Consider the following 13522-nt stretch of genomic DNA (forward strand, 5'->3'; position numbering starts at 1 on the left):
TTAACCGGGGGCCTGATGTTGTTATTGCAGCTGATTGGAGCTGTAAACATGATATTCGCCGGGGGCCAGTGTCATGTTATAGGGTAACGAGGTAACATTTATACTGCTGCCTGTGATATTATCATACCAGGTACCGGTAGACGGAAAACTAACGCCGCTGGTTTGTGAAACCACATCAAAATTACCCACCACTTCAACATTATTGCTTGATGATGTCAGCTGGATATATTTAAAGCCGGTGCTAAAATCAAACTTTACGCTGGTGGTATTAAACACATCGTTCTTGATTTTCCAGCGGATCAGCTTTGCATAAGTTGCATATAAATGATGGCGGTTTGCATCATTCATATATTCCCAGTGGATAGGCTTAGGGTCGGTGCGGCCGGGTACATTAATACTAACATCATATCCCACCTCGCCAAATTGCCATATCATTTTAGGGCCGGGTGCAGCAAGCATAAAGGCTGCTGCCATTTCATTTCGTTTTAATCCGGTTGCCAGGTCTTTAACGCTGTAGCTGCCTGCGGCATTGCCATAGTTTTCGTTTTTGAACTGTAATCGTTCTTCATCATGGCTTTCAAAATAACTTACTGAGCTTGACGGTGTACTAAAACCATGCTGGTTAAACAGCAGTCGCGAAAAGTTTGAAGTGCCTATCCAACCCATAGTTGCTTCGTTGGCGTTGTAGTTCATATTGTTCCATAGCATCATGCCCTGTGCAGCAAGTTCCTGCTCTTCCTGATCAACGGCAAAATGCTCCAGGATCACATAAAAATTAGGATCAATTCCTTTGATGAAATTGTTATAGTCTTTCCAGATGGCTATGCGGCTGGCATCATAAGCAGAAAAAGAGGCATCGTCTGTAGAAACCTTTTGCGTAAAGCCTTTAGAGAGGTCAAAGCGGAAACCGTCAATTTTGTATTCCTGCATCCAGAACTTCAACACATTTTTAACAAAGTATTTGGTGGCATCACTTTCATGGTTAAAATCATAACCCACGTTATAAGGATGCGTTGGGTTGACATTAAACCACGGGCTGTTAGCGGCAGGTTTTTGTGCTGCGGCGTTCCAATAAAGCTGTACCATTGGCGATGAGCCGAAGGAGTGGTTTAATACCATGTCCTGTATTACGGCAATGCCGTTAGTATGGCACTCGTCAATAAATGCTTTCAAGGCATTCTTTGTACCATAGTATTTATCAGGTGCAAAGTAAAAGTTAGGGTTATACCCCCATGACAGGTTGCCCTCAAACTCGTTGATCGGCATTAATTCGATGGCATTAACGCCGAGATTTTTAAGGTAGCTCAGCGTGTCTTTCAGCGTTTGGTAATTATGCGCGGCTATAAAATCCCTTACATGCAGTTCATAGATTACCAGCTTATTTTTATCAGGCTTGTTAAACGTGGTGTTTTTCCAGCTATAGGCTGGCTGGTTGCCCTGCATTACACTTACAATGCCGGTTGTTTTCCCTGTTGGGTAGGCCATCAGGTTAGGGTAAACATCTGAAGTGATATATTTATCGTTATCCGGGTCTAATACCTTTTGACAGTAAGGGTCGGCCACTTTAAGGGCGTTGTCTACCAGATACTGATAAGCGTATTCTTTGTTAGGGTCAATATTGTCTACCTGTACCCACCAGCGTTTGCCATCGGTTGATTTGTTCATGGCGGTTGGCTGCCAGTTGTTAAAGTCACCTATAACGGATACCGATGTTTTTTCAGGGGCATAAAGATTAAATATCACCGACTTGCCGCTGTTGATAAAGGTAGTACCGTCGACAGCGCTTGCAGGCACGTCTGTTCCGGGAACGTTCCCGGAAAGATCGTCAGAAATTGATTTTTTCTTACATCCCGTTCCGCCAAACACAAGCAGCACGAGAAGTAATAAGTAAATATTCCTCATGATGGGTAATTGATTATAATTGGTTAGCAGTAAATGTAGGGTTAAAATACTTTACAATGCAAATAAATTTAGCCTGTGAAATTTGCGTTTTTTTTAAGTAAGCTATTGATGCTGATTCTGATTGACTGCTAAGTGTGGTTAGGATAAAAAATAGTAGTAAACAAGCTTATGGCCTGCTCAACAGACAGCCTGTTGTTTAAAATCTATCTTTTTGTGCACTGTTAAAAAAAATTAACACTTAACTCTTTTACTTAATCTAAATTCTGTTTACGTTTGGATTTTTTCCTGTTGTAGCTTCGATAAATTTTTGACCAAATTTATGTTGCGAGTTGACAGTACCAAACCATGCCAGTTGATTTATGCCATTGCACGGCACGAATATCTGGGGTACGTCATAGAGCCGCATATTGTTCAGCTTAACCCCAACGGCGAGTTTTCACTTACTTACCAGCGCCTTTTCTCTAATACGGCGACAGAGTTTATTAATTGCTTACATGAAAGCGATTTAAAGCTGATAAAGCTGCTGGAGGATATTGAGCAAGGCAACATCATCAAAAAATACTACAAAAAACCGATACGCCCTTACGAGTTTTTTAGCAAGATATTCAACGAGCAGCTTTACGAAGTAATCAGGCCTAAGATTGAAAAGAAAATGGCCGAGGCCTTTAATAGCCTTCGCGACAAGCAGATCTACCTGATGAGTAAAGAGGGTTATCCGGCCGAACGGCGGTTGCACATTGCCGAAGAGCCAGCCACCATACTTTTTCATTTTAAACGTAACGAAACCGAGATCAGGTACTACCCTACCATTAAATACCAGGGGATGAAGATCGAGTTTATGTTTAAAAATGCGGAGATCATCTGCAACCACCCGGCCTGGATGTTGCTGGATGAAACGCTGTACTACTTTGATAAAGATATTGAAGGCAAAAAGCTGGTACCCTTTTTAAACAAACGGTTCATTGCCATACCGCGCTCGGCTGAGCATACTTATATGGAGCGTTTTGTTGCGCCGCTTATTGAGAAGCATCATGTACATGCTGAGGGTTTTATCATTAACACCGAAAAGTATGATGCGGTGCCGGTATTGAAACCTGTAATAGTTGACGGGGGAACCTCGCAGCTGCAATTGTTTTTTAAATATGCAGGCTATGTGTTTCCTTATGGCGACGGGCGTACGATATCTGTACGTATCGAGCATCATGGCGATGATTACCTGTTTCATCGTATTAAGCGTTCGGTAAGCTGGGAAAAAGGTAAGCTACAGGTGCTGGAAAACCTGGGTTTAAAAACTACTTCATCGCTTTTTCAAAATCTGGAAGTTGCAGATACAGAAGAAGATGGCGACCGCTCGCTGTCGGTTTTGGAATGGCTTAACCAGCACCATGATCAGCTTATTGAAAACAACTTTGAAATTGAGCAGCCCGAGGGTAACAAGCGTTACCTGTTTGGTAGCAGCAAAATAGACCTGCAGGTAAGCGAGAAGAACGACTGGTTTGATATTTATGCCGTGGTTTATTTCGGTCCGTACCAGATCCCTTTCATAGAGCTGCGTAACCATATTCTTAATAAAAAGAAAGAGTTTGTTTTGCCATCGGGCGAGATTGCCGTGATACCTGAAAAGTGGTTTTCGCAATATGGCAACCTGCTGCATTTTACAGATGGCAGCAACGACCTGAAACTTAAAAAACATCATATTGGTTTGCTGACTGATTTAGCCGAAGGCGAATTGGCCAGCGTTACTATGACACGCAAGCTGGAGCGCCTGACTGACTTTGAAGAACTGGAAGATATTTCCATGCCCGAAAACTTTAACGGGCATCTGCGCAGTTACCAAAAGGCGGGCTATAACTGGTTTCATTTTCTGAAGAAATATCACTTTGGCGGCTGCCTTGCTGATGATATGGGTTTGGGTAAAACCATACAAACGCTTGCCCTGCTGCAAAAAAGTAAGGAAGAAAGCCTTACAGCCGGTGCACCGGCAACCTCTTTGCTGATTATGCCAACGTCGCTCATTTACAACTGGATGAATGAGGCGCAAAAGTTTACGCCACAGCTGCGCATGATGGTGCATACCGGTATTTTGCGTTACAAAACACCAGAGGTTTTTAGCAATTACGATGTGGTGGTGACGACTTATGGCGTTAGCCGTATAGATATCGACTTGCTTAAATCTTTCTTTTTTGAGTATGTGATACTGGATGAGAGCCAGAACATTAAAAATCCGTCATCCAAATCGTACCAGGCGGTTAAGCAACTTAAGTCACGACATAAACTGATATTAAGTGGTACCCCGGTTGAAAACTCTGTGAACGATCTTTGGACACAGATGTCGTTCATTAATCCTGGCTTATTAGGCAGCCAGCAGTATTTTTTAAATGAGTTTGTAACACCTATAGAAAAGAAGAAGGACGAGGAGAAAGCCCGCAAGCTGCAGGCCATGATCAAGCCTTTTGTATTGCGCCGTACCAAAGAGCAGGTGGCAACAGAGCTTCCTGCGAAAACGGAAAACGTGTTCTACTGCCAAATGAGCGACGAGCAGGCCGAAGTTTATGAAAAGGTAAAATCAGAATACCGTAACGAATTATTGCAAAGCCTGGAAGACGGCAGCTTTGCACAAAGCCAGATCCAGGTATTGCAGGGGCTTACCAAGCTACGCCAGATTGCTAACCACCCGTCTATGATTGATGAAGACTACGAAGGTGATTCAGGCAAGTTCGAGAGTGTTACGCACACCCTGATGAGTGTGTTGGATGCAGGGCACAAGGTACTGGTGTTTTCGCAGTTTGTAAAGCAACTGGCGCTATACCGCGATTATTTGGATAAAGCGGGCATAAGCTATGCTTATCTTGACGGCGGCACACAGAACCGTGGAGAAGTGGTAAGGCGTTTCCAGGAAGAAGAGAAAACCTGCGTGTTCCTGATTTCTATCAAAGCAGGTGGCGTAGGGCTTAATCTTACCCGTGCCGATTATGTGTTTATCCTCGACCCATGGTGGAACCCGGCCATTGAACAGCAGGCCATTGACCGTACGCACCGCATCGGGCAAACTAAAAATATCTTTATCTATAAATTCATCACTAAAGATACTGTTGAGGAAAAAATACTTGCCCTGCAGCAGCGCAAACTAAGCGTAGCCCGTGCATTGATCACCACCGAAGAAAGCTTTATTAAAACGCTTACTGCCGATGATATTAAAGAGATTTTAAGATAGATCAACCAACCTTTAATATATTTATGCATGCAGTGGAAACAACGCTGCTCGTTAATTGTATAAAACAAGTCTCACTTATCCGATCATGAAAAAAGTATTACTATTTGCCCTGCTTATTTCTGGCAGTTTAGGCGCTTTTGCACAAAGCAAAATGGCTTGTTGTGCAAAACCCACTGCAACCAAACGTTTTGCCATGCTTGCATCTGACAAAAACTTCAGAATGGCGCATGCTAACCCGCTTAAAACACATTTTCAAAGCACCGTTGGTAAAACGGTAACCTACAAAACGCCTGATGGTAAAGAGGCCACTGCCTTTGTATTCAAAGCTAAAAAGCCAACCAATAATTACCTTTTTGTGATACACGAATGGTGGGGGCTGAACGATTATGTAAAAAAGGAATCAGAAACTTTATATAACCAGTTAGGCGATGTTAACATCATTGACCTTGACCTTTATGATGGTAAAACTACCGATAACCGCGATGAAGCCGGTAAACTGATGCAGGCTGTAAAAGAAGACCGTGCAAAGGCGATCATCAACGGCGCTATTGCTTATGCTGGCCCTAAAGCAAAAATTGCCACATTAGGCTGGTGCTTCGGCGGTGGTTGGAGTTTGCAAACCGCTTTAATGGCTGGTAGCAAAACTATTGCCTGCGTAATGTATTACGGTATGCCAGAGCAGGACGTAAATAAGTTAAAAACATTGCACAGCGATGTATTAGGCAACTTTGCAAGCAAAGACCAATGGATTAACCCTAAAGTAGTATCACAGTTTGAGGCTAACTTAAAAGCAGCCGGTAAAAAAGGTGAGATCTACGAATACGATGCAGATCATGGTTTTGCTAATCCAAGCAATCCTATTTACAATAGCGAAGCTACCAAACAAGCTAATGCACGTACGCTTGCTTATTTAAAAGCACGTATTAAATAATATTATAATTCAGGATTTTAAAAGAGCATGCCTTTGGCGTGCTCTTTTTTGTAACATTGTACGTTTAAATAAAACCCATTGACCCAGGCAGCCAAAAAGATTTTCTCTTATGCAGTTAAAGCTGTGGTATTGGTGCTGGCTTTTTATTTTATATATACCAAGGTTTCCAGTAACGATAACCTGCGACGTTTCCGCACGCTTATAGAGCATATTAATAATACGCAGGTTGCTGTAGTCCTTTCCTTTGTTTTTTTACTGATGATTGTTAACTGGGTATTGGAAGCATTAAAGTGGCGCTTTCTTACACGCAGTTTAACAACCATCTCTGTTTACCAGGCTGTTGAATCGGTCTTTTGCGGCTTAACATGGGCGGTTTTTACGCCAAACCGGTTAGGTGAATATGGCGGCAGGGTAATGTTTTTACCCCCTCGCAGGCGCATACATGGCGTGTTTGCCATGGCAGTGGGCTCAATAGGGCAAATGGTATTAACCAATGTATTAGGTATCACCGCTTTATTGTGGTTTGGGTATACATTTTTGCATTTGCAATTATGGCTGTTGCTGGCTGCCATAAGCCTGGGCATGCTTGTGGTTGTTTTACTGCTGGTCTTTTATTTTAACATCAGCGCTGTTGTAAACCTGCTTGATCGTATAAAGCCGCTTAAAAAATATCACCGTTTTTTTGGTATCATGTCGCGATACCGCTCAAAAGAGCTTAACCGCATTATGCTGTTTTGCATGGCAAGGTTCGCAGTTTTTACTTTTCAATACTACCTGGTGATGCACCTGTTAATCCCCGGGTTAAATGCTTTTTTTATAGTGATGATGGTGCTGATATTGTTTTTTATACAATCCATACTACCATCGCTTGACCTGATTGACGTTGGCGTGCGCAGTATTACCGCCACTACATTTTTTGCTTATGTTACCAACCAGCAAATAGCAGTAATTGCCGGTGTATCATCTATATGGTTTATTAATCTGATCGTTCCGGCCATATTAGGTTCCGTGTTCGTGTTTAAAATGAAGTTTTTTTGATAACGGCTTATACTTACCTGGCCTGCATTTTAACAGGCATTTATTTACTTGTTCTACTTTATCTGATCAGGGGCTGGTCGGCATTGCAGGCACCTAAAAGACCAGTTACCGGCAGGTTTAAAACTAAAGTAACGGTGCTGATAGCTGCCCGTGATGAGGAAGAAAATATTGCTGAAACTATCAACGACCTGCTTGCGCAGGACTATCCTAAAGACCTAACGGAGATCATCATTGTAGACGATCACTCAACAGACCGTACCGCAGAAATTATAGCAAGTTATGCCACACAGGGTGTAGGACTTTTACAGCTCGAGCGTAACGAGATCCTTAACTCTTACAAAAAGAAGGCAATTACGGAAGCCATTGCCATTTCAACCGGGGAACTGATGGTAGCCACTGATGCGGACTGCCGTATGGGCAGCAAATGGCTTTCTTCAATAGTAAGTTATTATGAGACAGAAAACCCGGTAATGATCTCTTCCCCGGTAACCTATTTTAAAGAAATATCCTTGTTCGAGCGTTTACAAACACTGGAGTTCTCCTACCTTATTGGTTTGGGGGCATCCTTTATTGGCAATGGGCGGGCTTCTACTTGCAATGGCGCTAACCTGGCTTACCGTAAAGATGTTTTTCACGAAGTAGGCGGTTTTAAAGGCATTGATGACCTGGCATCAGGAGATGATGAGCTGCTATTGCAAAAAATCGCGATGGTTTATCCAGGCAAAATCGGATTTCTAAAAAGTCTTGATGCGGTAGTGTATACATATGCCAAGCCGGATCTGCAATCATTTTTACAGCAACGCCGGCGCTGGGCTTCAAAGTCAACAAAGTATAAAGACAAAAAAGTGGTTGCGCTGGCCGTATGTATCTGGTTTTTCAACCTGTCTATGTTAATAAGTTTGGGATGGGGCTTTTTTAACAGCCGGGTGCTGCTATTATTTGCTTTGCAAATTCTATTAAAATTTTTATTTGAACTGGCATTTCTGGCACCTGTAATGGCGTTCTTAAAAAGGCTTAAACTGCTGCCGCTGTTGTTGTTGTTGGAACCAATGCACATACTTTACATGGTTTATGTGGGCCTGATGGGAAATGCCCGTAAGTATGTTTGGAAGGGAAGAACGGTTAGATAATCGTTGATTTATTAAAATTCCATGCTTTTTAGTCAGGAAATTTATAATTTAGGCTGTATACCACCGCAACCTAAATGAATAATATCGACGAAAGTTCAAGTGAGGGCGAACTGATCAGATTGCTGCTGAAAAGGCAATCTGAGTTAAACTCCCTGCTCGAAGTTACACGTGCGATAAATAAGAACACAGCCACCCCGGTATTGCTTCAAATGCTCGAGGTGATCCTTCAAAACTATTTGCAGGTAGGTAAAATGCGCTTTTTGATTGAAAAGGGCGGTTCATATGTTTGTATCTCCAAATATGGTGGCGAATTTGAAGGCAACGTTGTGCTGCACAAATCCTGCGCCAAGCTCAGTAAATTCAGGTCGCCAACAGAAATATCTGCACATGCCGATCCGGTGTTGAAAACCTACCATTACTTTATTCCGTTTTACCACAAAAGCAAAGCCCTGGCTTATGCGCTCATAGGGGATTTCAACACCTCGGGCGAAATGCTGAGTAACGACCTTAACTTTATCCAGACACTGATCAATGTAATTGTTGTTGCTCTTGAAAATAAAAAGCTGTTTCGGCAGCGCCTGCAAACAGAACGCTTTCAGCGCGAGATGGAGCTTGCCGCCGAGGTGCAGAATATGCTGATCCCTGTACGTTTACACAAAGATGCCGCCGTTGAAATTGGTGCAAAATACCTCCCGCATCAGGATATAGGCGGCGATTACTTCGACTTTATCCGGTTAAATGATAATGAGATACTATGGTGCATTGCAGATGTATCTGGCAAGGGGATATCAGCCGCGCTGTTAATGGCAAACTTTCAGGCCAGCCTGCGTGCCTGGGCCACGGTTGAAAATGACCTGAGCACGGTGATTGAGCGATTGAATCAGATTGTGATCAAAAACACCAAAGGCGAGCGTTTTATTACCATGTTTGTTGCCAAGTACAACCAGCAAACCCGAAGGTTAACTTATATTAACGCCGGGCATAATCCCTCCATATTATATGCTAACGGCAATGCTGTGCCTTTAAAATTAGGTACTACAATGCTCGGCGTATTTGAAGAGTTGCCATTTATAAATCAGGGCGAGATAGATATAGAACCCAATTCATTAATATTTAATTATACCGACGGCTTAATGGATTACGAACTGCGTAATGACGAGCATTGGAAAGATGAGCAGCTGATAGAATTTGTGATCAATAACGGGCATATCAGCCCGGACAGGTTCAACCAGTCGATAATGGATCACCTTAACCTGGTCATAAAAGGAAAACCAATTGACGATATTACCTTGCTGACCTTACGATTTTTTTAAAAAGTTTCAGAACAAACCCGGATATTTGCCTTAGAATTAAACCCGATGCTACAGGTAAAGTATCAGCATACCCATATCGAAGCTGGCTGCGACGAAGCTGGCCGAGGATGCCTTGCAGGCCCTGTGTTTGCAGCTGCAGTTATATTGCCTGATGATTTTGAACATGCACTGCTTACTGATTCAAAAATGCTTGATGAGCAAACCCGCTACGCCTTACGTACTGAAATTGAGGCATGTGCCATTGCGCATGCGGTAGGTGTGGTTGATAACGTGGAGATAGATCAGATCAATATCCTGAATGCATCGTTCCTGGCAATGCACAGGGCTATAGAAAAGCTGCATATCCCGCCCGAATTTTTAATTATCGATGGCAATCGCTTTAATAAATATAAAAGTGTGCCCCATGCCTGTATCATTAAAGGGGATAGCTTGTATTTCAGTATTGCCGCTGCATCGATATTGGCCAAAACCTACCGAGACGACTACATGAAGCAGATCGCAGCCGAGCACCCGGAGTATGACTGGCACAGCAATAAAGGCTACCCTACTATTAAACACCGCAATGCTGTGATAGAATTAGGCTTTACACCTTACCATCGCCGTACATTTCAGGTTACACAGCCGCAGTTAAGTATTTTTTAAAGAAAGTTTGATAAGGTACGCAGGGTTGATATTTTTGTAGTATCACCAATTAACAACCCTTGTGAAGGTACTTATTATTACGCACCGCGTTCCATTTCCGCAAAATGGCGGATACCCCATTGTTGTGTGTAATACCATGAAGGGTTTGCTGGATGCAGGCCATACTGTTTCCTTGTTTGCTTTAGATGCGCATAAAAAACATATTCATGATGATAGAGAACCAGATGAGCTGATCGCCCGCATCAATTACAAAACATTCAGGCTAAGTATCAACCTTAATTTCTTTGAAGGTATTATCGGGGTTTTTAATAACCGTTTCAGGCAGATAGAGCGTTTTTACCATCAAGGCTTTGAGCGCATGCTGATAGAGGAACTTAAAACTACAACCTATGATATCATACAGTTGGAGGGGTTGTATGTAATGCCTTACTTGTCGGTTATTCGGCGGTTCAGTAAGGCACGTATTGTATACCGCTCACATAATATTGAGCATATTGTATGGCAAAGGCTGGCCGCGCAAAAAGGGGATCCGATTAAGAAATGGTATCTTAAACTAATGGCATCGCGCATTAAGAACTATGAAATGCAGCAGATTAACCGGGTTGATGCGATAGCAGTTTTCACAGAACAGGACCAGCACACCATGCTTAACTATAGCGTGAAACCGCCTGTTGAAATATTACCCGTTTGCCTTGATATTGCACGATATAAGCCTGATCCGTCAAAAACAGAATTTCCAAGCCTGTTCTTTTTAGGTTCGCTTGACTGGCTGCCCAACCGCGAAGGAATCCAGTGGTTTTTAAATACTTTTTACCAGGACCTTACCGGCGACGAACTGCGTGTGCGGTTTTATGTAGCCGGAAACGACATCCCCGAGCAGTTTGACGATTATGAGGTAATGGGCAAAATTTACATCCAGGGAGAAGTGGATGACGCGCTGGAGTTTGTAAACAGTAAATCGGTCATGATCGTTCCCCTGCTATCGGGCGGTGGTATGCGTGTAAAAATTGTAGAAGGCATGGCGATGGAAAAATGTATCATTTCCACATCGCTGGGAGCCGAGGGCATCGATTATCAGCATGGCGTTAATATACTTATTGCCAATAACCGCGAAGAATTTCTACGCTGTATCAAGCGTTGCATTACCGACGAAGCCTATACCAAGCGTATTGGTGCCAATGCCCGAAAGCTGGTTGAACAAACCTATGATATCAGCGTAGTAGCAAGCAAAATGGTCGCTTTTTATCAGCAGGTTGCAGGGGCGGGCGTGTAATAATAAATTGTACCTTTGCAGCATCAAAATTAAAGATGAAGAATACAGCATTAACTCATATTCATGAAGCTTTAGGAGCTAAAATGGTTCCGTTTGCAGGTTATAATATGCCTGTTCAGTATACTGGTATCAACGCCGAACATGACACTGTTCGCAAAAGCGTAGGTGTGTTTGACGTAAGCCACATGGGCGAATTTATTTTAAAGGGCGACCACGCACTTGACCTGATCCAAAGGGTGACCAGCAACGATGCTTCTAAACTATATGATGGTAAAGTGCAGTACTCTTGCCTGCCTAACGAAGATGGCGGTATTGTTGATGACCTGCTGGTTTACCGTATTGACGAGAAAACCTATATGCTGGTAGTTAATGCATCAAACATTGAGAAAGACTGGAACTGGATTTCTAAGTACAACACCTTTGGTGTGGACATGAAAGATATTTCGGACCGCACCTCATTGCTGGCTGTACAAGGCCCTAAAGCGGCTGATGCGCTGCAAAAACTTACTGATGTTGACCTGGCATCAATGGAGTATTATTCTTTCAAAAAAGGAAAGTTTGCGGGAGTGGATAATGTGGTAATATCAGCTACAGGTTATACCGGTGCGGGTGGTTTTGAGATTTATGTAGAGAACACCAATGCCGAACACGTTTGGAATGAGGTTTTCAAAGCAGGCGAAGAATTTGGCATTAAACCTATTGGTTTAGGCGCTCGTGATACCCTGCGTTTAGAAATGGGTTTCTGCTTGTATGGTAATGATATTGATGATACTACCTCGCCTTTAGAAGCAGGCCTGGGCTGGATCACTAAGTTCAGCAAAGAGTTTACCAATTCGGCTGCCCTGCAACAACAAAAACAAGAAGGTGTTAAACGCAAACTGATCGGCTTTAAAATGGTTGAGCGTGGTATTCCGCGTCACGATTATGAGATTGTTGATGCAGAGGGTAACAACATCGGTAAAGTAACCTCTGGTACCCAATCGCCATCATTACAAACTGCCATTGGTATGGGCTATGTGCAAAACCAATACAGCAAAGAAGGTTCGGAGATTTACATCAAGATCCGCGATAATAAAGTAAAGGCTGAGGTAGTTAAACTGCCTTTTTACAAAGCTTAATTTATAAATAGTATTTGTCATTGCGATCCGTCGGCTGACGGAGAAGCAATCGCTTTTATAATTCAGGAGTTGAGATTGCTTCGTCGTAACTCCTCGCAATGACATCACATAAAGCGAAAAACTGAAATTGGAACTCAGTACATCAAATTCAATGAAGCTTGAAGTATGCCTTTCTCCGGCTTTGCTTCCATTATATAAGGTTGAGGAATATATTGTCGTTATTATTGACATTTTTCGTGCAACATCATCCATCTGTTATGGGATAGAGAATGGTGCTGAAGCTATTATTCCTGTTTCTCAGGTAGAAGAATGTGCCGCCTACCGCGAAAAAGGAACAGAATATATGTTGGCGGCCGAGCGTAATGGCAGCGTTGTAGAGGGGTTCGACTTTGGTAATTCGCCTTTTTCTTATACCAAAGAAAAAGTTGCCGGTAAAACAGTTGTGCTTACTACAACTAATGGCACACATGCCCTGCATTTATCACGCGCTGCAAAGAAAATCATTATAGGCTCGTTTTTAAACCTGACCGCCCTTTGCAACTGGTTGAAAACACAGAATGAACACATCCTGCTGGTGTGTGCCGGTTGGAAGAATAACTTTAACCTGGAAGATACCATGTTTGCAGGGGCAGTTGTAGACCAGTTAAAGCAAAACGCAAGCTATGTGCTGGACGACCCTGCAATTGCAGCTAATGATATTTATGACCTGGGTAAAAATGATATTTCAGCTTACCTGAGCAAAACCTCACACGGCGAACGCCTGAAAAAGTTAGGTATTGAAAAGGATATTGAATTCTGCCTTAATGTGGATATTACCACCGCTATACCTGTCTTAAACGGCGAAAAGCTGGTTAAGATGGAGATTTAGATGTAAGAACAAAGATTAAAGTAAAGAGAAAGGCTACGTTTTGCGTAGCCTTTTGTATTTGTGTAAGCCCCTCTCTTCCGGAGAGGGGTTTGG

10 protein-coding genes are annotated in these 13522 nt (G+C 42.8%); 9 read left to right on the forward strand and 1 reads right to left on the reverse strand.

The window, feature by feature from the left end; all coding sequences use genetic code 11:
* Positions 1 to 21: 21 nt before the first annotated feature.
* Positions 22 to 1902, reverse strand: a complete 1881-nt coding sequence (locus PQ461_RS00260) for an alpha-amylase family glycosyl hydrolase (protein WP_274207607.1) — start codon at positions 1900 to 1902, stop codon at positions 22 to 24.
* 319 nt (positions 1903 to 2221) lie between these two features.
* On the opposite strand from PQ461_RS00260, the gene PQ461_RS00265 reads away from it, so the two are divergent.
* From PQ461_RS00265 to PQ461_RS00305, 9 genes are all read left to right on the forward strand, one after another.
* Positions 2222 to 5116, forward strand: a complete 2895-nt coding sequence (locus PQ461_RS00265) for a DEAD/DEAH box helicase (protein WP_274207608.1) — start codon at positions 2222 to 2224, stop codon at positions 5114 to 5116.
* Between the two features lie 85 nt (positions 5117 to 5201).
* Positions 5202 to 6047 (forward strand): dienelactone hydrolase family protein, encoded by an 846-nt coding sequence (locus tag PQ461_RS00270; protein WP_274207609.1) that lies wholly within the window; start codon positions 5202 to 5204, stop codon positions 6045 to 6047.
* A gap of 78 nt (positions 6048 to 6125) precedes the next feature.
* Positions 6126 to 7085, forward strand: coding sequence for a hypothetical protein (locus tag PQ461_RS00275; protein WP_274207610.1), 960 nt, complete (start codon positions 6126 to 6128; stop codon positions 7083 to 7085).
* Complete coding sequence (locus PQ461_RS00280; RefSeq protein ID WP_274207611.1) at positions 7082 to 8215, forward strand: glycosyltransferase family 2 protein; 1134 nt, start codon at positions 7082 to 7084, stop codon at positions 8213 to 8215. The genes PQ461_RS00275 and PQ461_RS00280 overlap by 4 nt, the downstream gene beginning before the upstream one ends.
* 74 nt (positions 8216 to 8289) lie before the next feature.
* On the forward strand, positions 8290 to 9528 hold the full coding sequence (locus tag PQ461_RS00285) for a PP2C family protein-serine/threonine phosphatase (protein WP_274207612.1): 1239 nt from the start codon (positions 8290 to 8292) through the stop codon (positions 9526 to 9528).
* A gap of 45 nt (positions 9529 to 9573) precedes the next feature.
* Complete coding sequence (gene rnhB / locus PQ461_RS00290) at positions 9574 to 10170, forward strand: ribonuclease HII (protein WP_274207613.1); 597 nt, start codon at positions 9574 to 9576, stop codon at positions 10168 to 10170.
* A 61-nt stretch (positions 10171 to 10231) separates the two neighbouring features.
* Positions 10232 to 11443 carry a glycosyltransferase family 4 protein gene (locus tag PQ461_RS00295; protein ID WP_274207614.1) on the forward strand — a complete coding sequence of 404 codons (1212 nt, stop codon included), beginning with the start codon at positions 10232 to 10234 and terminating at the stop codon, positions 11441 to 11443.
* A 35-nt stretch (positions 11444 to 11478) separates the two neighbouring features.
* Complete coding sequence (gene gcvT / locus PQ461_RS00300) at positions 11479 to 12561, forward strand: glycine cleavage system aminomethyltransferase GcvT (protein WP_274207615.1); 1083 nt, start codon at positions 11479 to 11481, stop codon at positions 12559 to 12561.
* Between the two features lie 151 nt (positions 12562 to 12712).
* The gene (locus PQ461_RS00305; protein ID WP_274207616.1) at positions 12713 to 13429 is read left to right on the forward strand and encodes a 2-phosphosulfolactate phosphatase; all 717 of its coding nucleotides are present in this window, start codon (positions 12713 to 12715) and stop codon (positions 13427 to 13429) included.
* The last annotated feature ends 93 nt before the right edge of the window (positions 13430 to 13522 follow it).

It is taken from the genome of Mucilaginibacter sp. KACC 22063 (assembly GCF_028736115.1).
In the GTDB taxonomy this organism is placed as follows: Bacteria; Bacteroidota; Bacteroidia; order Sphingobacteriales; family Sphingobacteriaceae; genus Mucilaginibacter.

Coding starts and splice junctions, on each gene's coding strand:
- PQ461_RS00260 (WP_274207607.1), bottom strand. CDS start 1,902: ATGAGGAATATTTACTTATTACTTCTCGTGCTGCTTGTGTTTGGCGGA.
- PQ461_RS00265 (WP_274207608.1), top strand. CDS start 2,222: ATGTTGCGAGTTGACAGTACCAAACCATGCCAGTTGATTTATGCCATT.
- PQ461_RS00270 (WP_274207609.1), top strand. CDS start 5,202: ATGAAAAAAGTATTACTATTTGCCCTGCTTATTTCTGGCAGTTTAGGC.
- PQ461_RS00285 (WP_274207612.1), top strand. CDS start 8,290: ATGAATAATATCGACGAAAGTTCAAGTGAGGGCGAACTGATCAGATTG.
- rnhB (WP_274207613.1), top strand. CDS start 9,574: ATGCTACAGGTAAAGTATCAGCATACCCATATCGAAGCTGGCTGCGAC.
- gcvT (WP_274207615.1), top strand. CDS start 11,479: ATGAAGAATACAGCATTAACTCATATTCATGAAGCTTTAGGAGCTAAA.
- PQ461_RS00305 (WP_274207616.1), top strand. CDS start 12,713: ATGAAGCTTGAAGTATGCCTTTCTCCGGCTTTGCTTCCATTATATAAG.